The organism is Streptomyces sp. N50 (genome assembly GCF_033335955.1).
Classification (GTDB): Bacteria; Actinomycetota; Actinomycetes; order Streptomycetales; family Streptomycetaceae; genus Streptomyces.
On the sequence record NZ_CP137549.1, the window covers coordinates 6,120,186 to 6,146,132 of the forward strand.

The following is a 25,947-nucleotide window of genomic DNA, read 5'->3' on the forward strand; positions in this document are numbered from 1 at the left end:
CGCTCACAGCCAGCCGTTGCGCTTCAGTGTGCGGTGGATGGCGAGACAGACGGCCACGGTGAAGGTGAGCACCGCCGGATACCCGTACTTCGCGTGCAGCTCCGGCATGTGCTCGAAGTTCATGCCGTACACGCCCGTCACCATCGTCGGTACGGCGATGATCGCGGCCCACGCGGTGATCTTCCGCATGTCCTCGTTCTGGGCTACGGACGCCTGCGCGAGGTTGGCCTGGAGGATCGAGTTGAGCAGCTCGTCGAAGCCGATGACCTGCTCGTGGACCCGGGCGAGGTGGTCGGCGACATCGCGGAAGTACTTCTGGATGTCCGGGTCGATCAGCCGCATCGGCCGCTCGCTCAGCAGCTGCATCGGGCGCAGCAGCGGCGACACCGCGCGCTTGAACTCCAGTACCTCGCGCTTGAGTTGGTAGATCCGCGCCGAGTCGACACCGCGCGAGACCCCGCCCTTGCGGCCCGGCGTGAACACCTCGGTCTCGACCTCGTCGATGTCGTCCTGCACCGCGTCAGCGACCGCGACATAGCCGTCGACGACGTGGTCGGCGATCGAGTGCAGCACCGCCGAGGGACCGCGCGCGAGCAGCTCCGGGTCGTCCTGCAGCCGGTGCCGCAGCGCCCGCAGGGAACCCTGGCCGCCGTGCCGGACGGTGATGAAGAAGTCCCGCCCGGTGAAGCACATGACCTCGCCGGTCTCAACTACCTCGCTGTTGGCGGTGAGTTGGTCGTGCTCGACGTAGTGGATGGTCTTGAAGACGGTGAAGAGGGAGTCGTCGTAGCGCTCCAGCTTGGGGCGCTGGTGGGCCTGTACGGCGTCCTCGACGGCGAGCGGGTGGAGTCCGAACTCCCGGGCGATGACGGCGAATTCGGCCTCGGTCGGCTCGTGCAGGCCGATCCACACGAAGCCGCCGTCACGGCGCACCAGGCGCATCGCCTCGTGCGGGGTGAGCGGCTTGCCGGCGTCGAGGCGGGCGCCGTCGCGGTACACGGCGCAGTCGACGACGGCCGAGGGGGTGCCGGGGTCGCGGGTCGTGTCGTACGCGCCGCCGTCCTTGCGCAGGGAGGGACGGGACGGGCGGACCACGGCACGCAGGTCGCGGATCATCGACATGGCGGGCTCCTTCGCGTCGAGCAACGAAAGGCGCCGGCGGACGGTTGGAACTGCCCGGAATGGGGACGTCCTGAGGTACGGATGTTTGGCACGTCCACAAAGCGGGGAGCACCGCTCCGTCGCGGTGGCGAACTTCGCTACTGATACAGGCACTGACTTCGGAACAGACAGATCGGTCGGATCGAACACACCGGACAGATCAGGCAGATCAGGAAAAAGAAACGAAGTGCTCTTCCGCGACAGTGAAGAAGTGCGAGAGGCGGCGGCAGCCGGCTGGAGGCTAGAAGCAGAGCCAGAGCGACGACATCAGCGGCCGGAAGAGCGGGTGGTACTGCCAGGCCGACTTCGGTCCATTGCAGCCCCACCTCCTCCGGCCGGTCCCCCGTGGGGGAGTGTCAACGGCGTCGGGACTTGATCGCGACGCTTCTGCGTGCTGCCCGAACGACCGGCCCAGACTATCAGCAGGCCGAACTGTCAAGGCGCTGCTTTGCCCGGTACTGACGAGTTCTATGCTCACCGCATGGTTGATGTTCTTGCTCTGGTAGAGGCACGGTTGCGCACCGCGCTGGGCGAACCGGACGCCCGCGCCGCGGTCACCTTCCTCGGCACGGACCGCGTCGAGGTCCTGCGTTTCCCGGACGACAACCAGGACGGCACCGTCGTCCGCTACGCCACCCTCGGCATGTCCGCGCAGCCCATGAGCGACCCCACGGCGATGCTCGCCGACCCGGTCGCGGGCCCGCGCGCCGAGCTGGTCCTCTCCGTCCGCGGCGGCCTCGCCGACACCGACAAGGTGCTCCGGCCCCTCGCCGTGCTGGCCGCGTCCCCGCAGGTCGAGGGCGTGATCGTGGCCCCCGGCGCCTCCCTCGACGTGGGTGAACCGCTGTGGCCCGGCGCTCCGTTCACCTCGGTGCTGGTCGCCGAGCCGGGCGGCCTGGTCGAGGACCTGGACCTCGACGCGCCCCTCGACCCGGTGCGCTTCCTGCCGCTGCTCCCCATGACGCCGAACGAGGCCGCCTGGAAACGCGTCCACGGCGCGCAGGCCCTCCAGGAACGCTGGTTGACGAACGGGACGGACCTCCGGGATCCCTCCCGCAGGTCCGTCCCGCTGGACTGACCGCCGCAGCTGACCGTCGTAGTGAGCAAGCTCACCAGCGAGCCCACCAACGGCGGCCGGGAATCGGCTAGTTGGCGAACACCGCGACACTGTCCTCCACCGCGTGCCTCGGCTCCAGCTCCTCGGCCTCGTGCGTGAGCGCGTTCCGTCGTACGAGGACCACCAGCGCGCCCAGCGCCGCGGTGATCGCCGCGACCACGAACGGGATGTGGATGTTGCTCCACCCCTCGATCTTCGGCGCGAAGAACGGCGCGGCCGCCGCCGCGAACCAGCGGACGAAGTTGTAGCCCGCGCTTGCCACCGGGCGCGGCGCGTCCGAGACGCCCAGGGCCAGCTCGGTGTAGACGGTGTTGTTCACGCCGATGAAGGCGCCGGACAGGATCGTGCAGACGATGGCGGTGGTGTGGCTGCCGTAGCCGAGGACCAGGACGTCGGCGGCGAGCAGTACGAGTGAACCGCCGAGCACCTTCAGGGAGCCGAACCGGGCCTGGAGGCGCGGGGCGACGAAGACCGAGAAGACGGCGAGCAGGACACCCCAGGCGAAGAACACGGCACCCGACTTGTACGGGGTCATGTTCAGCACGAACGGGGTGAAGGCCAGCACGGTGAAGAACGTGTAGTTGTAGAAGAACGAGGAGACGGCTGCGGAGGCCAGGCCGCCGTGGCCCAGCGCCTTCAGCGGGTCGAGCAGGGACGTCTTCTGGGCCGGCTTCGGCTGTTCCTTCAGGAACACCGTGATGCAGAGGAAGCCGATCGCCATCAGGAACGCGGTGCCGAAGAAGGGGTAGCGCCAGCTCTGGTTGCCCAGCAGGGCGCCGAGCAGCGGGCCGCAGGCCATGCCCAGGCCGAGGGCGGACTCGTAGAGCAGGATCGCGGCGGCGCTGCCGCCGGCCGCCGCGCCGACGATGACGGCGAGGGCGGTCGACACGAAGAGCGCGTTGCCCAGGCCCCAGCCGGCCCGGAAGCCGACGAGTTCGCCGACCGATCCCGAGGTGCCGGCGAGGCCCGCGAAGACCACGACGAGGGCGAGGCCGAGCAGCAGGGTCTTCTTGCCGCCGATGCGGCTGGAGACGAAGCCGGTCACCAGCATCGCGATGGCGGTGATCAGGAAGTACGAGGTGAAGAGCAGGGACACCTGGCTCGCCGTGGCGTCCAGGCCCTTGGCGATCGACGGCAGGATCGGGTCGACGAGTCCGATGCCCATGAAGGCGACGACCGAGGCGCCCGCGGTGGCCCAGACCGCCTTGGGCTGTCGAAGGATGCTGCCCGAGCCGGTGTCGGCTCCCTTGTCGAAGGGGTCGTCCATGCTTCCTCCCAAGTAGTTGGTATATGCACATAGTAAGTTAGGCAAGGTAATGAATGCAAGTTACATCTAGTTTCGCTCGGTGAGCGGTCCTGGTTTCGCTCCGTGAGTGGTCCCGGCCGGACGGGTGATCGTCCTTGACGTGCGCGGGTGAGGGTAGGACCGTGGGGCCCTATGAGGGGCGAACCCAGTTGCCCGAAGTGTGGTGGCCGGGTCAGGGCTCCCGGACTCTTCGCCGATTCCTGGCAGTGCGATGTGCACGGGACGGTGCATCCGCTGCAGCCCGTGATCCCGCCCAGCGTCGAGGCGCTCAGTGTCGTGGTGCATCGGACGAAGGTGCCGGTGTGGATGCCGTGGCCGTTGCCGGTCGGGTGGCTGTTCACCGGGGTGGCCTGCGCGGGGGATGACCGTAGTGGGGGGCGGGCTACGGCCGTTGCGTGTTCCGGGCCGGGGCCGCTTGGGGGGATCGGGGAGTTGATCCTTGTCGCGGAGGAGCTGGGGGTCGGGCTCGGGGCGCGGTATGCGGGGATCGATGGGCCGGATCCTGGGCCCTATATGAACGTCGAGAAGCCTCCTCAGGCGAAGTTGCTGGCGGCGGGGCGGCCTACGCCGTTGTGGCATGTGTCTACGGCGCCGGATGATCGGGCGGTTTTTGCCGGCGAGGCGTTGGGGCTGTGGCTGTGGGCCGTGGTGTGGCCTGAGCAGTCGGGGTTGTTGATGTATGACGAGCTGGTGCTTACGGATTTGCGGGATGCGGGGGCGGAAGTTGATCTGGTGCCGTGCGGGGCGTTGTCGCCGCGCTTGCTTGAGCCGTAGCGCCTAGAGGGGCGGTGGGTTCGGTTCGTGGGGCGGGTGCGGGCTCGTTGTGGCTGGTCGCGCAGTTCCCCGCGCCCCTTAGGGGGTTGCCCTACGCGGTGTTCATGGGGGCCCCGGGGTTGCCGTTACCCTTGACTCGTCCCTTTTTCGTATCGTCATCGTCTGGAGTCCGCGTCGTGCGTATCGATCTGCACACCCACTCCACGGCCTCGGACGGTACGGATACGCCCGCTGAGCTGGTGCGGAATGCTGCCGCTGCTGGGCTGGATGTTGTCGCGCTGACCGATCACGACACCAGTCGTGGGTATGCGGAGGCGATCGACGCGTTGCCCTCGGGGCTCACGCTCGTCACCGGGGCCGAGATGTCCTGTCGGATCGACGGGGTGTCCATGCACATGCTGGCCTACCTGTTCGACCCGGAGGAGCCGGCTCTGCTCGCTGAGCGGGAGCTGGTTCGGGACGATCGGGTGCCTCGGGCTCGGGCCATGGTGGGGCGGCTGCAGGAACTGGGGGTGCCGGTTACCTGGGAGCAGGTTGCCCGGATCGCCGGGGAAGGGTCCGTCGGGCGGCCTCATGTCGCCACCGCGCTCGTCGAGTTGGGTGTTGTGCCCACGGTGAATGACGCGTTCACCGGGGAGTGGCTGGCCGATGGGGGGCGCGCTCATGTGGCCAAGCACGAGACCGATCCCTTTGAAGCCATTCGGCTGGTGAAGGCCGCGGGAGGCGTGACCGTGTTCGCGCACCCTGGCGCCAGTAAGCGTGGGCACACCGTGCCTGAGGCTGCCATTGCCGAGATGGCCGCCGCCGGGCTCGACGGGATCGAGGTCGAGCACATGGATCACGATGCCGAGACTCGCGTGCGGTTGCGGGGGCTCGCGAAGGAGCTCGGGCTGCTGGCGACCGGGTCCAGTGACTATCACGGGAGCCGGAAGAGCGTGCGGCTCGGGGAGTACACGACCGATCCCGAGGTGTACGGCGAGATCACGCGGCGCGCCACCGGGGCGTTCCCGGTGCCGGGGGCCGGCGGAGTCTGAACCCCGCCTCCGTCCGATCGTCTCCGCTCACTCTCATCTGCAAGGTTCGTGGCTCACCCATGTTCGACGTCGCCGTCTTCGGCTCCCTCTTCCTGACCCTTTTTGTCATCATGGATCCCCCTGGGATCACCCCGATCTTCCTCGCGCTGACCGCCGGACGACCGTCCAAGGTGCAGAAGCGCATGGCGTTCCAGGCCGTGTGTGTCGCGGGCGGTGTCATCACCGTGTTCGGGCTGCTCGGGCATCAGATCCTCGACTATCTGCACGTCTCCGTGCCCGCGCTGATGATCGCGGGCGGGCTGCTGCTTCTGCTCATCGCGCTCGACCTGCTCACCGGCAAGACCGACGAGCCCAAGCAGACCAAGGACGTCAACGTCGCCCTCGTACCGCTGGGCATGCCGTTGCTCGCCGGGCCGGGCGCCATCGTGTCCGTCATCCTCGCCGTGCAGAAGGCCGACAGCGTGGCCACGCAGGTGTCGGTGTGGACGGCGATCCTCGCCATCCATGTCGTGCTGTGGGTGGTGATGCGGTACTCGCTGCTGATCATCCGGGTCATCAAGGACGGCGGGGTCGTTCTCGTCACGCGGCTCGCGGGGATGATGCTCTCCGCCATCGCCGTGCAGCAGATCATCAACGGGATCACCCAGGTCGTTCGCGCGAGCTGATCGTCGTAGGCACCCCGTACGCGTACAACAGTCCCGGTATACGCAGAACCCCCGCCCGGCATCGGTGCCGTGCGGGGGTTCTGAAGTGTGGTGTTGATCCGCGTTTCAGTCGTTCGCGGCGTCGTCGTCAGAGAGTCGTAGGTGTTACGAGGCTTTGGTCTCGGCGGGGCGGATCCACAGGCGCTGTCCTATGGCGGCAGCCTGTTGCACGATCCGATTGACGGAGGCGGCGTCCACGACGGTGCTGTCCACGGTGGTGCCGTCGACCTCGTCGAGACGCATGATTTCGAAGCGCATGGGCTTCTCCCTTCGTCTGGTCATCCTCCTGAGGAGAACTACTTGGTTACGTATGTAGTCAACGGGGTGTGTGTTACAAACATTCCCTACGCTAAGGAAATTTTTCGAACGCCTAATTACTGACCGGTAAGAGATCGCCGCGAGACTGACCGGGACCGGTTGTGTTCGCAGCGTGACCGCCGGGACAATGGAAGCGATGAACGACGACCTCGCGGCCCTCAGCGCCCGCATCGACCGCACGAACGAGCTGCTGCAGCGCATGCTCGCCGAAGTGGCGAAGACGCCCTCGACGCATGCGATCTTCGTCGACGCCGGGTATTTGTATGCAGCCGCGGGCCGCCTCGTCTCCGGGACCGAGGACCGACGCACCTTCGACCTCGACACCGAGGGCCTCATCGAGGCGCTCATCGACAAGGCCCGCACGATCTTCGCGGACAGTCGGCTGTTGCGGGTCTACTGGTACGACGGCGCTCGGCGGCGCATCCACACCGCCGAGCAGCAGGCCATCGCCGAACTCCCGGACGTGAAGGTGCGGTTGGGCAATCTCAACGCCAACAACCAGCAGAAGGGCGTCGATTCACTCATCCGCTCCGACCTGGAGTCCCTCGCCCGGCACCGCGCCATCAGCGACGCGGCCCTCATCGGCGGCGACGAGGACCTGGTCTCGGCGGTCGAGGCGGCCCAAGGGTACGGCGCCCGCGTCCACTTGTGGGGCATCGAGGCGCCGGAGGGCCGTAACCAGGCGGAGCCGCTCCTCTGGGAGGTCGACAGTCAGCGCACCTTCGACCTCGACTTCTTCAAGCCGTACGTCTCCCGGCGCGCGTCCGCCGCCACCCGGCCCACCCGCGACGACGTCCGCTTCGTGGGCGCGCAGATCGCCGCGAAGTGGCTCGCGGCGCGGGGGAGGGAGGCGCTGGTGGAGCTGCTGCCCGGGCATCCGTATCTGCCGGGGTCCGTCGACCAGGACCTGCTGGTCGAGGCGGAGGGGCTGCTGCAGTACTCGCTGCGCGGGCAGGCCGACCTGCGGCGCGCGCTGCGGGACGGGTTCTGGGAGCACCTGCAGACGCAGTACTGAACTGACTTCTGTCCAGCGGGAGTTGCTGTCCCGGAGACTATCGGGCGGTGCTGTCCCAGAAGTCGGCGATCGCCTTGGCCGTCGCGGCCGGCTGGTCCGTGTTCGGTGAGTGCTCGGCCCGCGCGATGACCGTCCGCCGCGCCTTCAGCCGTACGGCCATGTCGTCCAGGAGCGGCACCGGCCAGGTGTCGTCGCGGGAGCCGGAGAGGACGTGGAAGGGGAGGGGGACCGCGGCCAGTTCGGCCACCCGGTCCGGCTCCACGCACAACTGGCGTCCCGCGGCGAGGAGTTGGGCCGGCTTCGTGCCCAGCCAGCGGCGGCGCAGGTCGGCCCGGTCGTCGAGGCCCTCGTCCAGCCCACCGCCGGTCTCGGTCTCCTCCGGTGCCTCCATCGCCTGGATCGCGTCCCACACCTCGGCCATCGACATCACCGCGAGCGCGTCCCGCAACAGCTTCACGCGCTGCTGCTGGGAGGCCGAGATCTCCGCCGGCCCCGACGCCATGAGCGTCAGCGACACGAATGGTGTGGGGTCCAGCAGTACGGCCGCCCGCGCCACCTGCCCGCCGAAGGAGTGCCCGAGCAGATGCACCGGCGCGCCCACGGTCTCGGCCAGCGCGAGTACGTCCCGCGCCAACTCGTCCTGGGCGTAAGGGGATTCGTCCTCGGCCGGGCCGTCCGACTCGTACTGTCCCCGTCCGTCCACGGCCACGGTCCGGTACCCGCGCGCCCCGAACGCCTCGTGCAGCGGGTTGAAGTCCTCCTTGCTCCCGGTGAACCCCGGCAGCAGCAGCGCGACCCCCTTCGCCTCGACGCCGTCGCCCACGGGCGAGTCCACGACGGCGAACTCACCGCGCGCGGTCCGCAGCTGGTACGCGCGAGCGCCGGGGGGCGGGGTGAAGGAGGGCGGCTTGCTCATGGGTCGAGGTTAACCGGCGAGGCTGAGCGGGACATGGACGGGAGGGTGTAACCAGGGTTAACGCGCTGGTGGAACGCCGATGGCCCGGCCCACGTGAAGTGGACCGGGCCATCGGCGGCACTGAGTTCGGTCAGCCCTCGGTGGTCTCAGCCGCCGCTGCCGCCGTCTTGCGCGGGCGACGCACCCTCGGCTTGGCCTCGGTGGCCTCCGCCGTCTCCGTGACGACCGGGGCCTCGGCGGCCTTGCGGGTCGTACGACGACGCGGCTTGACCTCCGCCTCCTCGGCCACCTGGGCCGGGATCTCGGCGGTGGCGGCCGTCTTGCGGGTGCGACGGGGCTTGGCCTCGACGGCCTCGGCCGTGTCCACGGCGGCAACCGCTGCCTTGCGGGTCCGACGCGGCTTGGCCTCGGCGACGACCTCCGCAGGTGCCTCGACGGCTACAGCGGCGGCTGTCTTGCGGGCCCGACGCGGCTTGCTCTCGACAGCCTCAACCGTGTCTACGACGGTCTCGGCGGCGACTGCGGTCTTGCGGGTGCGGCGCGGCTTGACCTCGGCGACCTCAACCGGAGCCTCTACGGCAACAGCGGCGGCCGTCTTGCGCGTCCGACGCGGCTTGGCCTCGACGGCCTCGGCGGTGTCCACGGCGACGACTTCGGCCGGAGCCGCGGCCTTCCGGGTCCGCCGCGGCTTGGTCTCCGCCACGACCGGCGTCTCCACGGCCTCCACCACCGGCTCCGCGACCTTGCGGGTACGGCGCCGGGGCGCGGCCTCCTCGACCACCTGGGCGGGGATCTCGGCGACGGCCTTGCGGGTCGCGGTACGGCGCCGCGGCTTGGTCTCCTCGACGCCCTCGACCGTGTTGACGACCTCGACCGCTTCGACCGGAGCCGCGGTCTTCCGCGCCCGGGTCCGACGCGGCTTGGCCTCGACGGCCTCGGCCGTGTCGACCGCGGCCACGGCGGCGGGTTCGGTGGTAGCAGCCGGGGTCGCGGCCTCGGCCGGCTCCGCGGCCTGTACGGCCTTACGGGTCCGGCGGCGCGGCTTGGTCTCCTCGACCGGAGTCACGGCCACCGGGGTCTCGACCACCGGGGTCTCGACGACCGGAGTCGCCGCCGCGGTCTCGACCGCCGGCTCCGCCGACTTCCGCGTGCGGCGGCGGCGAGACGTCGTCGACGGGGTGTCCAGGGCCGGAGCCTCAGCCGTGGCGACGGCGCTTTCCGCGGCCTCGGACGCGGGCGTGGAGGTGACTGCCGTGGCCGGCAGCTGCTCTCCCGCCGCTCCGTTGCGCGTGCGGCGACGGCGGCGCGGGGTGCGGGTCGCGGTGTCCTCGGACGCGGCCAGCGCGGTCTCCTCCGGAGTGGACGACGTCACGGCCGTAGCCGCTGAAGTCCCTTCCATCGGGGCGCCGTTGCGGGTACGACGGCGGCGGCGCGGGGTGCGTGCCGCGCGCTCGGTGTCGGCGGAACGGGACTCGGCGCGGCTGTTGTCGCGACCGCCCCTGCCGGCGTCACGACCGCTGTCACGGCCACCACGACCGCCGTCGCGGCCGCCCCGGCCACGCGGGCCGCCGCGTCCGCCGGTCTCGCCGAGGTCCTCGACCTCCTCCGCTGCCAGCCCGGCGAGCGTGCGCTCCGAGCGGGGCAGGACACCCTTGGTGCCCGCGGGGATGTTCATCTCCTCGAAGAAGTGCGGGGAGGTGGAGTACGTCTCCGGCGGGTTCGGGAAACCGAGGTCCAGCGCCTTGTTGATGAGCTGCCAGCGCGGGATGTCGTCCCAGTCGACGAGGGTGACCGCGATGCCCTTGGCGCCCGCGCGGCCGGTGCGGCCGATGCGGTGCAGGTAGGTCTTCTCGTCCTCGGGGGACTGGTAGTTGATGACGTGCGTGACGCCCTCGACGTCGATACCGCGGGCGGCGACGTCGGTGCAGACGAGCACGTCCACCTTGCCGTTGCGGAACGCGCGCAGTGCCTGCTCGCGGGCGCCCTGGCCGAGGTCGCCGTGGACCGCGCCGGAGGCGAAGCCGCGCTGCTGGAGCTGGTCGGCGAGGTCGGCCGCCGTGCGCTTCGTACGGCAGAAGACCATGACCGGGCCACGGCCCTCGGCCTGCAGGATGCGGGCGACGAGCTCGGGCTTGTCCATGTTGTGCGCGCGGTAGACGAACTGCTTGGTGTTCGCGACCGTCGCGCCCTCGTCGTCCGGCGAGGTGGCGCGGATGTGCGTGGGCTGCGTCATGTAGCGGCGCGCGAGGCCGATGACCGCGCCCGGCATGGTCGCCGAGAACAGCATCGTCTGGCGCTTGGCCGGCAGGAAGTTGATGATCTTCTCGACGTCGGGCAGGAAGCCCAGGTCGAGCATCTCGTCGGCCTCGTCCAGGACGAGCGACCTGATGTGCTTGAGGTCGAGCTTCTTCTGGCCCGCGAGGTCGAGCAGGCGGCCCGGGGTGCCGACGATGACGTCGACGCCCTTGCGGAGCGCCTCGACCTGCGGCTCGTAGGCCCGGCCGCCGTAGATGGCGAGGACGCGGACGTTGCGCACCTTGCCCGCGGTCAGCAGGTCGTTCGTGACCTGCGTGCACAGCTCGCGGGTGGGGACGACGACGAGTGCCTGCGGGGCGTCGGTCAGCTGCTCGGGCTTGGCCCGGCCGGCCTCGACGTCCGCGGGGACGGTGACGCGCTCCAGGAGCGGGAGGCCGAAGCCCAGCGTCTTGCCGGTGCCGGTCTTGGCCTGGCCGATGACGTCCGTGCCGGAAAGGGCTACGGGGAGCGTCATCTCCTGGATCGGGAAGGGGGAGACGATACCGACGGCCTCAAGGGCCTCAGCGGTCTCGGGAAGGATTCCGAGCTCTCGGAAAGTAGTCAGGGTGCTGCCTCTTCTGTGTGCGCGGTGCGAGGCGAGCGCGGGGGTCGTGTCAGGACCGTGCCGGGGACGTCGGCTGCCTTACGGACAACCCGTGAGGGCAAGCCGTACTGCACGGGACCACTGCCGACGCTCTAGCGCTCGTACCGCTGAGGGTCCCCCTCCGAACGACGTACGCAACGTGCCGTACGGGCGAGGAGGGCTGTCGGGTCGGAGCCGATCGGGCCACCGACCGGGCATCCTCATTCGTGCGGCCCGGCGAATACTCGGCGGGCGCATTACCACCATACCCCGGAATCACGCACATGCGTTGGCCGATTTGGTCACGTTGTCGTCGTCACACTGATTGACCAGGGACTTCCGCCGTGCTGTGAGCGGGCTATTGTGCGCTTCATGACGACCGCTGACAACGCCTCCGACGCGCCCGCCGAACCCACCGGAGTCGCCGCCCAGGACTGGGCCACGGCCTCCGTCGACCCGCAGTACCGCAACGCGGTCGTGGACCTGCTCGGCGCGCTCGCGTACGGCGAGCTGGCGGCGTTCGAGCGGCTCGCGGAGGACGCCAAGCTGGCGCCGACGCTCGCGGACAAGGCGGAGCTGGCGAAGATGGCGTCGGCCGAGTTCCACCACTTCGAGCAGCTCAGGGACCGGCTCACCGAGATCGGCGCCGAGCCGACCGACGCGATGCAGCCGTTCGTCGCCGCCCTCGACGGCTTCCACAAGCAGACGGCGCCCTCGGACTGGCTGGAAGGCCTCGTCAAGGCCTACGTCGGCGACTCGATCGCCAGCGACTTCTACCGCGAGGTCGCCGCCCGCCTGGACGGGGACTCCCGCTCGCTCGTGCTCGGGGTTCTCGACGACACGGGACACGCGAGTTTCGCCGTGGAGAAGGTGCGCGCGGCGATCGACGCGGACCCGCGCGTGGGGGGCCGACTCGCCCTGTGGGCACGGCGGTTGATGGGGGAGGCGCTGTCGCAGTCGCAGCGGGTGGTGGCCGACCGGGACGCGCTGTCGACGATGCTCGTGGGCGGTGTTGCGGACGGTTTCGACCTCGCGGAGGTGGGCCGGATGTTCTCCCGGATCACCGAGGCGCACACCAAGCGGATGGCGGCCCTGGGGCTCGCCGCCTAGCTAAGCCGGCGCGGATCGTCCCCGGAGTCGCCGCGAGGGCCGAAGGAGCAGCGAGAGCGAGGCCGCCGAGACGACGGCCGCGCCGAGGAGACTCGCGAGTCCGCTGCCGGGGCCCAGCGCGCTGTGGGTGACGAAGTCACCGAAAAGGGCTCCGGCGACGCCCGTGGAGAACACCAGGGGGCGGGTCGGCAGACGGTGTGCGAGCCGGTGTGCGGCGGCCCAGGCGAGCAGCACACCCAGCACAGCGGAGCCGAGCGCTTCCAGGATCATCACGGGGGGTCCCTCCCACGGCCGGCGTCGTTGTTCGGTCGTAGCCGGTCATACCCGTGACCTGCGGAATGCAATCCTCCCCTGTGGGTGACTTGTGCTCCATCTGTGGTGAAAACGCGGATAAGAACAGCGGCGGAAAGCAGACAGGAACAAGCGGCGGAAACGCGAGGGGCCCGGTGACCTCGACGGTCACCGGGCCCCTCGTCCGTTCGCGACTACAGCGCGCCGAAGCCCACCTTGCGCGGGGCCGCCTCGCCGAGCTCGACATAGGCGAGCCGGTCGGCGGGGACGAGGACCTTGCGGCCGTGCTCGTCCACCAGGCTCAGCAGCGGAGCCTTCCCGGTCAGCGCCTCGGCCACGGCCTGCTCGACCTCCTCGGCGCTCTGACCGGTCTCCAGAACGATCTCGCGAGGCGTGTGCAGCACGCCGATCTTGACCTCCACGGCTATGTCCCTCCGACGGTCAGCAAAGTGCGCGATCTTCCGCGCCGTACGCAGCACACACTAGCCCGGCGAGAGGACGTAGATGTTCCGCGCCGGAACGCCAAGAGCGAACAGCCGGCGGGAACAAACCCGGGTCCACGGCGGTCAGTGGTGCTGTTCGCTGCCGTGCAGCGGGAAACCGGCGATGCCGCGCCACGCCAGCGAGGCCAGCAGCTGGACCGCCTGGTCGCGCGGGACGCTGCGGTCGCTGTGCAGCCAGGAGCGGGCGACGACCTGGGCGAGACCGCCCAGACCCGAGGCCAGCAGCATCGACTCGGCCCGTGAGAGGCCGGTGTCCTCGGCGATGACCTCGCAGATCGCCTCGGCGCACTCGTTCGTCACCTTGTCGACGCGCTCGCGCACGGCGGGCTCGTTCGTCAGGTCCGACTCGAAGACCAGCCGGAAGGCACCGCCGTCGTCCTCGACGTAGGCGAAGTACGCGTCCATGGTCGCCCGGACGCGCTGCTTGTTGTCCGACGTCGACGCGAGCGCGGTGCGCACCGCCTGGATCAGCGACTCGCAGTGCTGGTCGAGGAGGGCGAGGTAGAGGTCGAGCTTGCCCGGGAAGTGCTGGTAGAGCACCGGCTTGCTGACGCCGGCGCGCTCGGCGATGTCGTCCATCGCGGCCGCGTGGTAACCCTGTGCGACGAAGACCTCCTGGGCGGCGCCCAGCAGCTGGTTCCGTCGGGCACGGCGCGGCAGGCGGGTGCCTCGCGGGCGCGCCGCCTCTGTCTGCTCGATGGCTGTCACGCCGCCTCCCAAATGTCGTCCTCATGCGGTGAGCGCCGCGTCGCCATCGTACTTTTCGGTAACCCTGGTGTGCGCGGTGCGAGCGCAGAATTTCACGTACCGGACGATGGTGAAAGCCGTGCGAATGCCTCTAGAAGGGATGTAGGGGGCGCGGGGAGCCGGAGGTAAGGGGCTTCTTCTTACTGAAGGGGTACGGGAAGGGGTACTGAAGGGGCCTGTTCGGCGTCACCGGTAGTCGTCTTCGTCGAGGGCGACGACGCGGGCCTGTTCGGCGACGTCGGCCTCGTTGGCCTTGTCCGGGTCGAGGTCGGTCGGCTGTTCGTCGGTGATGTCGTCCTCGGGGGCTTCGACATCGAACGGGGTGTCGCTCTCGTCCTCGAACGTCGCAGGATCACTGGGGTCGACGGTCATGGCGGGCTCCCTTCCTGGTACGTCCTGAGCCTAGGAGACTGCGGGCGGGGGTGCCATGGCGGAAGCCGCGGGGCTGTCGCAGGGATCTTGGTCGTAGGACTGCCGTAGGGCTGTCCCAGGGCTTGTGATGGCGAACACACGAGCCATTGCGTGATGGTCTCGTAACATTGCCGCATGTCTTCGACAGAGCTGCCTTCCGTGTCGGCCGTCACCAGCGTGCTCCCCAAGGTGGCGCCCGTCAGGGTCGGCGAGGGGGAGCGGCTCAGGTCGGTCGGGCTGCCGGGGATCACGTTGACGGTGCGGTCGAGGGTCGCGGTGCGCGAAGGACTGCCGCCCGCGTTGTACGTCCACGGGCTCGGCGGTTCCTCGCAGAACTGGTCGCAGCTCATGGCCGAGCTCGACGGCCTGGTCGACAGCGAGGCCCTGGACCTGCCGGGGTTCGGCGACTCCCCGCCACCGGACGACGGCGACTACTCCGTCACCGGGCACGCGCGCGCGGTCATCCGTTACCTCGACGCGGCCGGGCGCGGCCCGGTGCACCTCTTCGGCAACTCCCTGGGCGGCGCGATCACGACCCGCGTGGCCGCGGTGCGCCCGGACCTCGTCCGCACGCTCACGCTGATCTCCCCGGCCCTGCCGGAGATCCGCGTCCAGCGCTCGGCGCTGCCGACGGCGCTGCTCGGCGTACCGGGGATCGCGTCCCTGTTCACCCGCATCAGCAGGGAGTGGACAGCCGAACAGCGCGTCCGCGGCGTCCTCGGCCTCTGCTACGGCGATCCCGGCATGGTGACCCCGGAGGCGTTCCGGTACGCGGTCGAGGAGCTGGAGCGGCGCCTCCAACTCCCTTACTTCTGGGACGCGATGGCCCGTTCCTCGCGGGGCATCGTCAACGCGTACACCCTGGGCGGCCAACACGGCCTCTGGCGCCAGGCCGAACGCGTCCTCGCCCCCACCCTCCTCGTCTACGGCGGCCGCGACCAGCTCGTCGGCTACCGCATGGCCCAGCGAGCGGCCCGCGCCTTCCGCGACTCCCGCCTGCTGTCCCTGCCGGACGCGGGGCACGTCGCGATGATGGAGTACCCGGAGACGGTGGCGGCGGCGTTCCGTGAACTTCTCACGGATTCGGGGGAGTTGGGGGAGTCGGGGGACTTCGGGAAGCCGGTGGATGCCGGTGACGTGCGGGGACGTCGTACGGCCGAAGCGGACGGTTTCGGCCGAGGTGGCAGGGGCGGTGCGCGGGGCTCCCGGGGCGGCGGTTCGGTGAGTACGGTGAGTGATGCCGGCCGCGCGGGATCGGGACCAGGATCGGGACCAGGATCGGGTTCAGGTGCCGGGGGCGATGGCAACGACGATACGAACGCGGGGAGTTGAGGGGGCGACGTGGGACGCCATAGTCGCCGTAGGTCCCCTGCGAAGGGTGACGCCGCGGACGCGGGCACGGGGGTGGGGAAGGGCGGGACGGGTGCGCCTGGGGACGCTCAGGGGGTGCCGGGGGCTCGGGAGTCGCAGAGGGGGCAGGGGGGCCGGTCTGGGGCTCCTCCTGGTTCTGGGCCTGGGGTGATGCCTGGCCGACAGCAGCCACAGCGGTCGCAGCAGCCACAGCGGTCGCAGCAGCCACAGCAGCCTTCAGGGAGCGGGGATCCGGGGTACGGGGCGTCGAGCGTTCCGGGTGGGGCGCAGGCTCGGGGGATACCGGGTTTTCCGGGTGGGACTCCGGCTCAGGGGGTGCCGCGTTTTCAGGGTCAGTCGTCGGTTCAGGGTGGGCCGCGTCCTGAGGATGGGACTCCGGCTCGTGGTGTACCGGGCTTCCCGGGTGGGACTCCGGCTCACGGAGTGCCGCGCTTCCAAGGGGCGTCGCCCGCGCAGGGCGCACCGCGTTCCGCGGACGGGACTCCCGCTCATGGAGTGCCGCGCTATCAGGGTCAGTCGTCGGTTCACGGTGGGCAGCGTCCTCAGGACGGGACACCGGCTCACGGAGTGCCGCGTTTCCAGGGCCAGCCTTCCGTTCAGGGTGGGCCGCGTCCCCCGGAGGGGACACCCGCTCACGGGGTACCGCGTTTCCAGGGGCGGCCGCCCGCTCAAGGTGGACCGCGTCTTCCTGATGGGACCCCGGCTCACGGGTCGCCGCGTTTCTTCGGGGGCGGTCCTGCCGCTGGAGGGCCGGGTCTCCCTGATGGCACTCCCGCGCGCGGGGTGCCGCGTTTGCCGGATGGCTGGTCGGCGCAGGGTGCGCCGCGTTCCGCTGACGGCATTCCGGCGCACGGCGTTCCCAGGCTTCCGGACGGCACGCCGGCCCATGGGTTTCCCAGGCTGGCCGATGGCACGCCCGCGCACGGCACTGCCCGCTTTTCCGACGGCACCCCGGCCCACGGTTTTCCGAGGTTGCCGGATGGCACACCGGCTCGCGGTGTTCCGCGTGCGCCGGACGGTACCCCTGCGCACGGAACCGCCCGTTTCCCCGACGGCACGCCGGCCCACGGGATTCCGAGGCTGCCCGACGGCACCCCGGCCCATGGGTTTCCGAGGTTGCCCGACGGCACTCCCGCGCGCGGTGTCTCCCGGTTGCCCGATGGCGCTCCACGCGCGCGTGCCGGTCATCCTGAGCAGCCTGAATCTGGTGGTGCCTGGGGTGAGTTGAAGGGGCGGGCCGGTGTGGGACCCGGCGCTCCTCAGACCCCGCCCGGCGTACCCGGTACCGCCGGCATGCCACAGACCCCCGTCGCCGGTTCAGGCCCGGGGCTGCCCATCCCGCGGCAGCGCCAGGCCCCTCAAGCCGGTCCCGGGGGAGGCGGGCAGGGCCGTCGGAGGGCTCGGCCTCGGCAGGATTACGTCGACGCCTTCGAAGGGGACGACGACGTCTTCGCGTCCCGGACCGGCGTCGCGACCCACCCCTCCGACCCGTACGGCTCCGTCACCACCTGGACCCCCGAGAGCGACGCGGACGCCGACGACGAGCAACCTGCCGGCCCTGACTCCGCGCCCGCCAAGGGGCGTAAGGGACGGACCTACACCGGTATCGCGGCCGCCGCCGTCACCACCGTGCTGGCCGTCATCGTGGCCGGGCAGGTGGCCAAGGGCGGTGACGGTGACGCGGCGCGGTCGCAGGCGGCGACCGATCGGGCCCGGGATGCCAGGGAGTCGGCCTCGCCGGAGGTCAGCCCGTCCGGTTCGCCGCGGCTGGTGGCGCTGACGTACGCCCAGAAGATGGCGAAGAAGTATCCGCTCGGCGCCAAGCTCAAGGGGCCGGACAAGTTCGACGCGGTGCCCGGTGTCGACAAGGCGCCCGGCAAGGGGCGCAAGTACACGTACCGCGTGGATGTCGAGCAGGGACTCGGGCTCGACGGGACGCTCTTCGCGCAGGCCGTGCAGAAGACGCTGAACGACAAGCGGAGTTGGGCCCACAACGGGGCCCGTACCTTCGAGCGGATCTACACCGGCAAACCGGACTTCGTGATCACCCTCGCCAGTCCTGGTACCACCGCCACGTGGTGTGCCAAGTCCGGGCTCGACACCACCGAGGACAATGTGTCGTGCGACTCGGCGGCCACCGAACGCGTGATGATCAACGCGTATCGATGGGCTCAAGGGTCGTCGACATATGGGGACAAAATGTACGCGTATCGAGAGATGTTGATCAATCACGAAGTCGGTCATCGTCTCGGCTACGGGCATGTCACCTGCGACAAGGACGGCGAGTTGGCGCCCGTCATGCAGCAGCAGACCAAGTTCCTCGATCATGACGGGATCCACTGTCTGCCGAACCCCTGGCCGTACCCGGGCAGTTGATCGGCGGTTGATCAGTAGGTGACGGGCGACGCTTATGTCACATTGACACGAGCCGCAACTTCCATCATATTTTTGCGCATGTGGTCTAGTCATGTCCCGAACCGCGCCGCCATCGAGCTGGCGCTCATCGGCGTGACCCCGCTCTGCGTGGCCGACATCCTCTGTCGCTGAACACCGCCCCTGGCGTTCGTGTCGCGACCCGCACCACCGCGCCCTTGCCCGTGTGACCTCGGCAGGGCTTTCTCGACGACCTGACGCCGGGGCAGACGGCTGTTCACTCCCGTCTCGCTCCTCGTCCATCCGTCTCACTATTCGAGAGATCTGCGCGAGATCCGCGAAAGATCCCCGAAGGTCCCCCCTCGAGAGGTCGTCATTCCGATGCGTCAACCGTCCGTCATAGCCCGGCGCGTGGCCGTGGCATCCGTCAGCCTGGCCGTGGCGGCGGGCGCCGCCGCCTGCGGGCCGAAGGACAACGATGCCAAGGGCTCCGGCGGTGACTCCACGCCCCACAAGGGCGGCACGCTCACGGTCCTGAACGCGCAGCCCCAGGAGGACTTCGACCCCGCCCGCCTGTACACCTCCGGCGGCGGCAACGTCCCCTCCCTCGTCTTCCGCACCCTCACCACCCGCAACCGCGAGAACGGCGCGGCCGGCGCCAAGGTCGTCCCGGACCTCGCCACCGACACCGGGCGCCCCAACAAGGACGCGACCGTGTGGACGTACACCCTGAAGAAGGGCCTCAAGTACGAGGACGGTACGGCGATCACCTCGGCCGACATCAAGTACGGCATCGAGCGCTCCTTCGCCCCCGAACTCTCCGGCGGCGCGCCCTACTTGCGGGACTGGCTGGTCGGCGCGGCCGACTACCAGGGGCCGTACAAGGACAAGAAGGGGCTCAGTGCCATTGAGACTCCTGACAGTCGGACCATCGTCTTCCACCTGAACAAGCCCGAGGGCGAGTTCCCCTACCTCGCCACGCAGACGCAGTTCACGCCCGTCCCGAAGGGCAAGGACACGGGGACGAAGTACGAGGAGCACCCGGTCTCGTCGGGGCCGTACAAGGTCGTCAGCAACCAGAACGACGGTGAGACGATCGTCCTGGAGCGCAACAAGTACTGGTCCACCGCGACGGACGCCGAGCGCAAGGCCTACCCGGACAAGATCGACGTGAAGTCGGGGCTCGACTCGTCCGTGATCAACCAGCGGTTGTCCGCGTCTCAGGGTACGGACGCCGCCGCCGTCACCACGGACACCAACCTCGGGCCTGCCGAGCTCGCCAAGGTGACCGGCGACAAGGAGCTCGCGGCGCGCGTCGGCACCGGGCACTTCGGTTACACGAACTACATCGCGTTCAACCCCAAGGTCGCGCCGTTCAACAACGTCAAGGTGCGGCAGGCGATCTCGTACGCCATCGACCGGTCGTCGGTGGTCAACGCGGCGGGCGGTTCGTCGCTGGCCGAGGCCGCGACCACCTTCCTGCCGAACCAGAAGTCGTTCGGGTACGACCCCTACGACCTCTTCCCGGCGGGCGCGTCCGGCAACGCGGCGAAGGCCAAGGAGCTGCTGAAGGAGGCCGGTTACCCGAAGGGGATCACCGTCACGCTGACGCACTCCAACGACAAGGACTTCGAGACCAGCCCCGAGATCGCGACCGCGATCCAGGACGCGCTCAAGAAGGCCGGCATCACCGTCAAGCTCCAGGGCCTGGAGATCAACGACTACAAGGACAAGATCCACAGCGTCAAGACCGAGCCGGGCTTCTTCCTCGCCCACTGGGGTGCCGACTGGCCCTCCGGCGGTCCCTTCCTCGCCCCGATCTTCGACGGCCGCCAGATCGTCAAGGACGGCGCGAACTTCAACACCGGCCTGCTCAATGACAAGTCGGTCAATGCTGAGATTGATTCGATCAACAAGTTGACGAATCTTGACGAGGCCGCCAAGCGGTGGGGTGCACTGGACAAGAAGATCGGCGAGCAGGCCCTGACCGTGCCGCTGTTCCACCCCGTCTACAAGCGGCTGGTCGGCAAGGACATCAGGAACGTCGTCATCAGCGACTGGACCGGCGTCCTGGACATCTCCCAGGTCGCGGTCAAGTAACCCCATGAGCGAGGCACTTGTCGCCTCCCAGGCCGCCGGGACGGACCTCTCCGTCCCGGCGGTCTCGGGGGCCCGTCAGTTCTGGCGGCGGCTGCGTGCGCAGCGCGCCGCCCTCGTCGCGGCGGCCGTCGTCGCCCTGCTCGTCCTGGTCGCGCTCGCCGCGCCACTGCTCACCGCGATCGAGGGCCAGGACCCCTTCACCTACCACCCCTCGCTCATCGACTCCGCGCGCGGAGGCGTGCCGACCGGCTCCTTCGGGGGCATCACCGGCGGCCACTGGCTCGGCGTCGAACCGCAGACCGGGCGCGACCTGTTCGCCCGTCTCGTCTACGGCGCCCGGGTCTCCCTGGGGGTCGCGCTGGGGGCGACCGTCGTCCAGGTCTTCGTCGGTGTCGTGATCGGTGTCGCCGCCGGGCTCGGGAACCGATGGGTTGATCAAGTGTTGAGCCGGGTCACCGACATCATCGTGGCGATGCCCTTGATGATCATGTCGTTGGCGCTGCTCGCGATCGTCCCCGACAGCTTTCCGCGCCCCCTGCTGGTCGCCCTGGTCATCGGCCTGATCGCCTGGGGCAACGTCGCGAAGATCGTGCGCGCCCAGACGCTCACCCTGAAGGAACTCGACTACGTCTCCGCCGCCCGGCTCAGCGGCTGGGGCACCTGGCGCATCGCCCGCCGCGAACTGCTGCCCGGCCTGGCCGCGCCCGTCATCACGTACTCCGCGCTGCTCTTCCCGATGAACATCAGCGCCGAGGCCGCGCTGTCCTTCCTCGGTGTAGGCGTGAAGCCGCCGACGCCCTCCTGGGGGCAGATGCTCACCGCCGCCGACGTCTGGTACCAGGCCGCCCCGCAGTACCTGCTGCTGCCCGCCGGCGCGCTCTTCGTCACCGTGCTCTCCCTGACCGTCCTCGGCGACGGCGTCCGCACGGCCCTCGACCCCCGCGCGGCTTCCCGCCTGCGCGTCGGCACGGGACGCAAGCGCGAGGCGAAGGCGGACGCGAGCGGCAAGAAGCCCGCGGTGGACGCCGGTTCCGGCCGGTCAACAGTTGATCCGGGCGTCAACGCGATCAAGTCGGCCGACACGGGCGTCAACGTGATCAAGCAGACCCGCGCGAACGGCGAGAAGGAGGACCCGGCATGAGCGGCTTCGGAGGCTTCGTCCTGCGCCGGGCCATCGGCACCGTGATCACCCTGCTCGCCATCTCGGTGATCATCTACGTGGTCTTCTACGCCACCCCTGGCAACGTCGCCCAGATCACCTGCGGTCCGCGCTGCTCCCCGGAGCAAGTGCACCAGGTCTCCCAGCAGTTGAGGCTCGACGACCCGCTGTACCTCCGCTACTGGCACTTCCTCCAGGGCATCCTCGTCGGCCAGGACTACTCGACGGGCACCTCCGTGGAGCACTGCTCGGCGCCCTGCCTCGGGCAGTCGTACCAGGGCGACCAGCAGGTCACCCAGCTGATCCTCTCGAAGCTGCCGGTCAGCCTGTCGCTCGTGTTCGGCGCGATGGTGCTGTGGCTGATTCTCGGCGTCGGCACGGGCATCCTGTCCGCGTGGCGGCGCGGCCGGTTCACCGAGCGCCTGCTGACCGGCATCACCCTCGCGGGCGTTGCCACCCCGGTGTTCGTGATCGGCCTGGTGCTGATGATCGTCGTCTGCGGGCAGCTGCAGCTCCTGCCCTTCCCGCAGTACGTGAGTCTCACCGACGACCCCGAACAGTGGGCCTGGAACCTGCTGTTGCCGTGGCTCTCCCTGGCCCTCATCGAGGCCGCCACGTTCGCCCGGCTCACCCGGGCGTCGATGCTGGAGACGCTCGCCGAGGACCATATCCGGACCTTCCGCGCGTACGGCGTCGGCGAGCGGTCGATCATCGGGCGGCACGCGCTGCGCGGGGCACTCGCGCCGATCATCGCGCTCAACGCCAACAACGTCGGCTCGGCGGTCGGCGGCGCGGTGCTCACCGAGACGCTCTTCGGGCTGCCCGGCATCGGACAGGAACTCGTCCACGCCGTCAATGTCGTCGACCTGCCGGTGGTCGTCGGCATGGTCCTGGTCATCGGCTTCTTCGTGGTCATCGCCAACGCCGTCGCGGACGTGCTGTACGCGGTGGCCGACCGACGGGTGGTGCTCGCATGAGTTCGGGTACTGACATGAGTTCCGTGGACGCCTTGGCGGACGTCCTGGTGGAAGTGACCGACCTGACGGTCGGGTTCGGGTCCCTGCGGGCCGTGGACGGCCTCTCCTTCCGGCTGGAGAAGGGCGCCGCGCTCGGCCTGGTCGGCGAGTCGGGCTCGGGCAAGTCCACGGTCGCCTCGGCCCTGTTGGGGCTGCACCGCGGCACGGGGGCCGACGTCGGCGGCTCGGTACGGGTGGCCGGCATCGACGTACAGGAGGCGTCCGACGCGGACCTGCGCCGGCTGCGCGGCGGCAAGGCCGCGATGGTCTTCCAGGACCCGCTGTCGTCCCTGGACCCGTACTACGCGATCGGCGACCAGATAGCCGAGGTGTACCGGGTGCACACGCGCGTGTCCCGTCGGGCCGCACGCGCGCGTGCCGTCGACGTACTGGACCGGGTCGGCATTCCGGACGCGGTACGGCGGTCCCGTTCGCGCCCGCACGAGTTCAGCGGCGGCATGCGGCAACGCGCCCTGATCGCCATGGCGTTGGCGTGCGAGCCGGATCTGCTGATCGCCGACGAGCCCACGACCGCGCTCGACGTGACCGTCCAGGCCCAGATCCTCGACCTGCTGCACACGCTGCGCGAGGAGACCGGCCTGGGGCTGCTGCTCGTCACGCACGACGTGGGTGTCGCCGCCGAGAGCGTCGACGAGATCCTGGTCATGCGGCACGGGCGGGCCGTCGAACACGGGCCGGTCGACGCCGTGCTCGGGGCGCCGACCGAGACGTACACCCGCGACCTGCTCGGCGCGGTCCCGCGCGTGGACGCCCCGCGCGCCCGCTCAGCGGCGTCCTCGGCGCCCGCGGAGGTCGTCCTGGAGGCGACGGGCCTGCGGCGTGAATTCGGGCGCGGGAAGCGGGCGTTCGCGGCCGTGGACGACGTGTCGCTGACGATCCACCGGGGCGAGACCCTCGGCATCGTGGGCGAGAGCGGCAGCGGCAAGACGACGCTGGGCCGGATGCTGGTCGGGCTCCTGGAGCCGACGGCCGGCGAGATCAAGCCCGGCGGCGGGGTACGCCCCGACGTCCAGATGGTGTTCCAGGACCCCGTCTCCTCCCTCAACCCCCGGCGCAGCGTGGGCGAGTCGATCGCCGACCCGCTCCGCGCGCGTGGCGAACGCGACGAGGAGAGCATCCGGGGGCGCGTACGCGAACTCCTGGAGCGCGTGGGGCTCGAAGGGGCGCACTACGACCGCTACCCGCACGAGTTCAGTGGCGGTCAGCGTCAGCGCGTGGGCATCGCCCGGGCGCTCGCGGCCGACCCGCGCGTGATCGTGTGCGACGAGCCGGTCTCCGCGCTCGACGTCACCACACAGGCCCAGGTCGTCGCCCTGCTCGGCGAACTCCAGCGCGAACTCGGCCTCGCGCTCGTGTTCGTCGCCCACGACCTCGCCGTCGTGCGCCAGGTCAGCGACCGGGTCGCGGTGATGCGACGCGGGAGGATCGTTGAACAAGGCCCCGCCGACGAGGTCTACGACGCCCCCCAGGACCCGTACACGAGGCAGCTCCTTGCCGCCGTACCGGCACTGGATCCCCAGGTCGCGGCCCGACGCAGGGCGGCCAGACGGGAGTTGGCGACGACGTGACGGTGCCGTCGCGACGACGAGGCGGTGCCGTCCCGACGACGGGACTGTGCCGTCCCCGAGACGTGACGGGCTCGTCGCTACGGCACCGTAGCGACGGCCCGACAGCGGTCTGACGTTCCGTGCGCGATTGATCTCTTAGCGCGACCGAACGCGAACCGCACAGGAAAGTTACGCCCGTTCACCCCTTTTGGTGGCGCGATGGACAACCGTCCGTCGCGCCACCGCCTTGTCCGCATACGTTCGTCCCGCTGCGAGCCGCCGGGTCAACGGCGGCTCCCCATATGGGAGATCGGGGGTGTGCCCGTGCGCATAGGACTGCTTACGGAGGGTGGCTATCCGTATGTGAGCGGTGACGCCAGACTCTGGTGCGACCGGCTCGTACGCGGGCTCGGGCAGCACGAGTTCGACATCTACGCGCTCAGCCGCAGCGAGCGCCAGGAGGACGAGGGCTGGCTCGAACTGCCGCCCCAGGTCGCCCGGGTGCGCACCGCGCCGCTGTGGACCGCCGAGGACGACGGGGTGACCCTCGGGCGCCGCGCGCGCCGGCGGTTCGCCGAGTGCTACCAGGAGTTGGCGGCCGTGCTGTGCGAGGGCGGCGGCCAGGCCTCCCCGGAGGTGGCGGAAGGGGTGCCGGGCGAGCAGGAGGCGCCCTCCGCCGATGTGGCGGACCGTTTCGCCAACGCGTTGTACGGGCTCGCGGAACTCGCCCGCGACGAGGGCGGACTCGTAGGCGCGCTGCGCTCCGAGAGCGCCGTACGCGCGCTGGAACGCGCCTGTCGTGCGCCCGGCGCACTCCGCACGGCACGCGAGGCGCGCGTGCCCGAACTCCTCACCGTCGCCGCGCAGTTGGAACGCGCCCTGCGCCCCCTCTCGCTCGACTGGTACGAGGACGACGCCCTCGGCTCCGTGGACCTCTGCCACGCGACGGCCGGCGGCACCGCGGCCCTGCCCGGACTGCTCGCCCACCACTTCGCCGGCGTACCGCTGCTGGTGACCGAGTACGGCGTGCAGCTGCGCACGCACTACCTGGCCTCCGCCGACGCGCCGCCCGCCGTACGGGCCCTGCTCGCCGCCTTCCACGGCAGGCTGGCCGCCGAGACCTACCGGCGGGCCACGCTGATCACCCCGGGCAACAGCCACACCCGCCGCTGGCAGGAACGCTGCGGCGCCGACCGCGCGAAGCTCCGCACGGTCCACCCCGGCATGGAGGCGACCCGCTTCGCTGAGGTCGGCGAGGCGCCCGAGGGCGCGGACCCTGACACGCTCGTATGGGTCGGCCGTGTCGAACCCGCGAAGGACCTGATCTCCCTCCTCCACGCCTTCGCGGAGATCCGCAAGGACGAGCCCAAGGCGCGCCTGCGGATCGTCGGCGCGCCCGCCGGCGCCGAGGGCGAGGCCTACCTCGGCCACTGCCGGGCGCTGGCCGCACAGCTCTTCCCCGACGAGGCCGAGGGCGTGCACGCGGTCGGCGACAACCCGGTGTCCTTCGAGGAGATCGGCGGCCCGGACGCGCCCACGCTCGCCGAGGCGTACGCGGCCGGCACGGTGATCGTCCTTTCGAGTGTCGTCGAGGGCTTCCCCCTGAGTCTCGTCGAGGCCATGTTCTGCGGCCGGGCGACCGTGTCCACGGACGTCGGCGCGGTGGTCGAGGTCATCGGCGGTACGGGGCTCGTCGTGCCCCCGCGCAATCCGCGGGCGCTCGCGGAGGCGTGCGTGAGCCTGTTGCGCGACCCCGAGCGCAGGGAGCGCCTGGGCGCCGCCGCGCGCGCCCGAGCGCTCGAACTGTTCACCGTCGAGCAGAACATCACGGCATTTCACGGCATTTACCTGGAGATCGTCTCGCACTCCCCGGTCCGCCGGGTCGTCCTCAACGAGTCAGGCGAACCCCTCCCCTTCGCGGCCCCGGCCGAGTCCCACGTCCCCGGCCGCTGGACCGGCCCGATGGCCCGCGTCGTGGCCCGCGGCGGCCCCACGTGGGCGACCGGAACGCCGGTACGCGCCACACCTCCCTTGCCCGCCACGGAGGCAGCCCGATGAGCGGCCTCGGCAAACTC

General features: G+C 70.2%; 23 protein-coding genes. 14 read left to right on the forward strand and 9 right to left on the reverse strand.

Annotation, left to right across the window (positions count from 1 at the left end; all coding sequences use genetic code 11):
* Positions 1 to 3: 3 nt before the first annotated feature.
* Positions 4 to 1,122, reverse strand: a complete 1,119-nt coding sequence (locus R2B38_RS27720; protein ID WP_318018683.1) for a magnesium and cobalt transport protein CorA — start codon at positions 1,120 to 1,122, stop codon at positions 4 to 6.
* Positions 1,123 to 1,642: 520 nt separating this feature from the next.
* Between R2B38_RS27720 and R2B38_RS27725 the strand changes: the two genes are divergently transcribed.
* On the forward strand, positions 1,643 to 2,239 hold the full coding sequence (locus tag R2B38_RS27725; protein ID WP_318018684.1) for a suppressor of fused domain protein: 597 nt from the start codon (positions 1,643 to 1,645) through the stop codon (positions 2,237 to 2,239).
* A 67-nt stretch (positions 2,240 to 2,306) separates the two neighbouring features.
* Here the strand turns inward: R2B38_RS27725 and R2B38_RS27730 are convergent, their stop codons facing one another.
* The gene (locus tag R2B38_RS27730; protein ID WP_318018685.1) at positions 2,307 to 3,545 is read right to left on the reverse strand and encodes an MFS transporter; all 1,239 of its coding nucleotides are present in this window, start codon (positions 3,543 to 3,545) and stop codon (positions 2,307 to 2,309) included.
* Between the two features lie 171 nt (positions 3,546 to 3,716).
* On the opposite strand from R2B38_RS27730, the gene R2B38_RS27735 reads away from it, so the two are divergent.
* The 3 genes from R2B38_RS27735 to R2B38_RS27745 all read left to right on the forward strand — a co-directional run bounded on the left by R2B38_RS27735 (position 3,717) and on the right by R2B38_RS27745 (position 6,057).
* Positions 3,717 to 4,358, forward strand: a complete 642-nt coding sequence (locus R2B38_RS27735) for a DUF6758 family protein (RefSeq protein ID WP_033282004.1) — start codon at positions 3,717 to 3,719, stop codon at positions 4,356 to 4,358.
* 176 nt (positions 4,359 to 4,534) lie between these two features.
* On the forward strand, positions 4,535 to 5,392 hold the full coding sequence (locus R2B38_RS27740) for a PHP domain-containing protein (protein ID WP_318018686.1): 858 nt from the start codon (positions 4,535 to 4,537) through the stop codon (positions 5,390 to 5,392).
* A 59-nt stretch (positions 5,393 to 5,451) separates the two neighbouring features.
* Complete coding sequence (locus R2B38_RS27745) at positions 5,452 to 6,057, forward strand: MarC family protein (RefSeq protein ID WP_318018687.1); 606 nt, start codon at positions 5,452 to 5,454, stop codon at positions 6,055 to 6,057.
* 144 nt (positions 6,058 to 6,201) lie between these two features.
* On the opposite strand, the gene R2B38_RS27750 is transcribed toward R2B38_RS27745, so the two are convergent.
* Positions 6,202 to 6,354, reverse strand: a complete 153-nt coding sequence (locus R2B38_RS27750) for a hypothetical protein (protein WP_019058373.1) — start codon at positions 6,352 to 6,354, stop codon at positions 6,202 to 6,204.
* A 196-nt stretch (positions 6,355 to 6,550) separates the two neighbouring features.
* Here R2B38_RS27750 and R2B38_RS27755 point away from each other — a divergent pair, with 196 nt between their 5' ends.
* Complete coding sequence (locus R2B38_RS27755; protein WP_318018688.1) at positions 6,551 to 7,429, forward strand: NYN domain-containing protein; 879 nt, start codon at positions 6,551 to 6,553, stop codon at positions 7,427 to 7,429.
* 37 nt (positions 7,430 to 7,466) lie between these two features.
* Here R2B38_RS27755 and R2B38_RS27760 read toward each other — a convergent pair whose 3' ends face one another.
* A complete protein-coding gene (locus tag R2B38_RS27760) occupies positions 7,467 to 8,345 on the reverse strand; it encodes an alpha/beta hydrolase (protein WP_318018689.1) in 879 nt (292 codons plus the stop codon).
* Between the two features lie 130 nt (positions 8,346 to 8,475).
* Complete coding sequence (locus R2B38_RS27765; protein ID WP_318018690.1) at positions 8,476 to 11,115, reverse strand: DEAD/DEAH box helicase; 2,640 nt, start codon at positions 11,113 to 11,115, stop codon at positions 8,476 to 8,478.
* A 480-nt stretch (positions 11,116 to 11,595) separates the two neighbouring features.
* On the opposite strand from R2B38_RS27765, the gene R2B38_RS27770 reads away from it, so the two are divergent.
* Positions 11,596 to 12,333: a ferritin-like fold-containing protein gene (locus tag R2B38_RS27770; protein ID WP_318018691.1), complete on the forward strand. Its 738-nt coding sequence runs from the start codon at positions 11,596 to 11,598 to the stop codon at positions 12,331 to 12,333.
* Here R2B38_RS27770 and R2B38_RS27775 read toward each other — a convergent pair whose 3' ends face one another.
* From R2B38_RS27775 to R2B38_RS27790, 4 genes are all read right to left on the reverse strand, one after another.
* Positions 12,334 to 12,603, reverse strand: a complete 270-nt coding sequence (locus R2B38_RS27775) for a hypothetical protein (protein WP_318021803.1) — start codon at positions 12,601 to 12,603, stop codon at positions 12,334 to 12,336.
* Positions 12,604 to 12,818: 215 nt separating this feature from the next.
* Positions 12,819 to 13,046 carry a DUF3107 domain-containing protein gene (locus tag R2B38_RS27780; RefSeq protein ID WP_019072095.1) on the reverse strand — a complete coding sequence of 76 codons (228 nt, stop codon included), beginning with the start codon at positions 13,044 to 13,046 and terminating at the stop codon, positions 12,819 to 12,821.
* Between the two features lie 144 nt (positions 13,047 to 13,190).
* Positions 13,191 to 13,835, reverse strand: coding sequence for a TetR/AcrR family transcriptional regulator (locus R2B38_RS27785; RefSeq protein WP_033282011.1), 645 nt, complete (start codon positions 13,833 to 13,835; stop codon positions 13,191 to 13,193).
* A 225-nt stretch (positions 13,836 to 14,060) separates the two neighbouring features.
* Positions 14,061 to 14,246 (reverse strand): hypothetical protein, encoded by a 186-nt coding sequence (locus R2B38_RS27790; protein WP_033282012.1) that lies wholly within the window; start codon positions 14,244 to 14,246, stop codon positions 14,061 to 14,063.
* A 174-nt stretch (positions 14,247 to 14,420) separates the two neighbouring features.
* Between R2B38_RS27790 and R2B38_RS27795 the strand changes: the two genes are divergently transcribed.
* The 8 genes from R2B38_RS27795 to R2B38_RS27830 all read left to right on the forward strand — a co-directional run bounded on the left by R2B38_RS27795 (position 14,421) and on the right by R2B38_RS27830 (position 25,930).
* Positions 14,421 to 15,617 carry an alpha/beta hydrolase gene (locus R2B38_RS27795; protein WP_318018692.1) on the forward strand — a complete coding sequence of 399 codons (1,197 nt, stop codon included), beginning with the start codon at positions 14,421 to 14,423 and terminating at the stop codon, positions 15,615 to 15,617.
* Between the two features lie 822 nt (positions 15,618 to 16,439).
* Positions 16,440 to 18,032: a DUF3152 domain-containing protein gene (locus R2B38_RS27800; RefSeq protein WP_411978504.1), complete on the forward strand. Its 1,593-nt coding sequence runs from the start codon at positions 16,440 to 16,442 to the stop codon at positions 18,030 to 18,032.
* A gap of 78 nt (positions 18,033 to 18,110) precedes the next feature.
* Entirely contained in the window at positions 18,111 to 18,203 is a 93-nt protein-coding gene (locus R2B38_RS27805) for an Ms4533A family Cys-rich leader peptide (protein WP_317773309.1), read from the forward strand.
* Between the two features lie 207 nt (positions 18,204 to 18,410).
* Positions 18,411 to 20,129 (forward strand): ABC transporter substrate-binding protein, encoded by a 1,719-nt coding sequence (locus tag R2B38_RS27810; RefSeq protein WP_318018694.1) that lies wholly within the window; start codon positions 18,411 to 18,413, stop codon positions 20,127 to 20,129.
* A 4-nt stretch (positions 20,130 to 20,133) separates the two neighbouring features.
* Positions 20,134 to 21,270, forward strand: coding sequence for an ABC transporter permease (locus tag R2B38_RS27815; RefSeq protein ID WP_318018695.1), 1,137 nt, complete (start codon positions 20,134 to 20,136; stop codon positions 21,268 to 21,270).
* A complete protein-coding gene (locus tag R2B38_RS27820) occupies positions 21,267 to 22,265 on the forward strand; it encodes an ABC transporter permease (RefSeq protein ID WP_033282015.1) in 999 nt (332 codons plus the stop codon). Before R2B38_RS27815 ends, R2B38_RS27820 begins: the two co-directional genes overlap by 4 nt.
* Positions 22,262 to 23,893 (forward strand): ABC transporter ATP-binding protein, encoded by a 1,632-nt coding sequence (locus R2B38_RS27825; RefSeq protein ID WP_318018696.1) that lies wholly within the window; start codon positions 22,262 to 22,264, stop codon positions 23,891 to 23,893. The genes R2B38_RS27820 and R2B38_RS27825 overlap by 4 nt, the downstream gene beginning before the upstream one ends.
* Positions 23,894 to 24,196: 303 nt before the next feature.
* Entirely contained in the window at positions 24,197 to 25,930 is a 1,734-nt protein-coding gene (locus tag R2B38_RS27830; RefSeq protein WP_318018697.1) for a DUF3492 domain-containing protein, read from the forward strand.
* Positions 25,931 to 25,947: the final 17 nt, after the last annotated feature.

Bases quoted from the DNA above. Each gene is read 5' to 3' on its own strand.
- R2B38_RS27795 (WP_318018692.1), top strand. From the start codon at position 14,421: ATGTCTTCGACAGAGCTGCCTTCCGTGTCGGCCGTCACCAGCGTGCTC.
- R2B38_RS27720 (WP_318018683.1), bottom strand. From the start codon at position 1,122: ATGTCGATGATCCGCGACCTGCGTGCCGTGGTCCGCCCGTCCCGTCCC.
- R2B38_RS27725 (WP_318018684.1), top strand. From the start codon at position 1,643: ATGGTTGATGTTCTTGCTCTGGTAGAGGCACGGTTGCGCACCGCGCTG.
- R2B38_RS27735 (WP_033282004.1), top strand. From the start codon at position 3,717: ATGAGGGGCGAACCCAGTTGCCCGAAGTGTGGTGGCCGGGTCAGGGCT.
- R2B38_RS27760 (WP_318018689.1), bottom strand. From the start codon at position 8,345: ATGAGCAAGCCGCCCTCCTTCACCCCGCCCCCCGGCGCTCGCGCGTAC.
- R2B38_RS27790 (WP_033282012.1), bottom strand. From the start codon at position 14,246: ATGACCGTCGACCCCAGTGATCCTGCGACGTTCGAGGACGAGAGCGAC.
- R2B38_RS27825 (WP_318018696.1), top strand. From the start codon at position 22,262: ATGAGTTCGGGTACTGACATGAGTTCCGTGGACGCCTTGGCGGACGTC.
- R2B38_RS27810 (WP_318018694.1), top strand. From the start codon at position 18,411: ATGCGTCAACCGTCCGTCATAGCCCGGCGCGTGGCCGTGGCATCCGTC.
- R2B38_RS27775 (WP_318021803.1), bottom strand. From the start codon at position 12,603: ATGATCCTGGAAGCGCTCGGCTCCGCTGTGCTGGGTGTGCTGCTCGCC.
- R2B38_RS27815 (WP_318018695.1), top strand. From the start codon at position 20,134: ATGAGCGAGGCACTTGTCGCCTCCCAGGCCGCCGGGACGGACCTCTCC.
- R2B38_RS27730 (WP_318018685.1), bottom strand. From the start codon at position 3,545: ATGGACGACCCCTTCGACAAGGGAGCCGACACCGGCTCGGGCAGCATC.
- R2B38_RS27765 (WP_318018690.1), bottom strand. From the start codon at position 11,115: ATGACGCTCCCCGTAGCCCTTTCCGGCACGGACGTCATCGGCCAGGCC.
- R2B38_RS27820 (WP_033282015.1), top strand. From the start codon at position 21,267: ATGAGCGGCTTCGGAGGCTTCGTCCTGCGCCGGGCCATCGGCACCGTG.
- R2B38_RS27770 (WP_318018691.1), top strand. From the start codon at position 11,596: ATGACGACCGCTGACAACGCCTCCGACGCGCCCGCCGAACCCACCGGA.
- R2B38_RS27805 (WP_317773309.1), top strand. From the start codon at position 18,111: ATGTGGTCTAGTCATGTCCCGAACCGCGCCGCCATCGAGCTGGCGCTC.
- R2B38_RS27750 (WP_019058373.1), bottom strand. From the start codon at position 6,354: ATGCGCTTCGAAATCATGCGTCTCGACGAGGTCGACGGCACCACCGTG.
- R2B38_RS27745 (WP_318018687.1), top strand. From the start codon at position 5,452: ATGTTCGACGTCGCCGTCTTCGGCTCCCTCTTCCTGACCCTTTTTGTC.
- R2B38_RS27755 (WP_318018688.1), top strand. From the start codon at position 6,551: ATGAACGACGACCTCGCGGCCCTCAGCGCCCGCATCGACCGCACGAAC.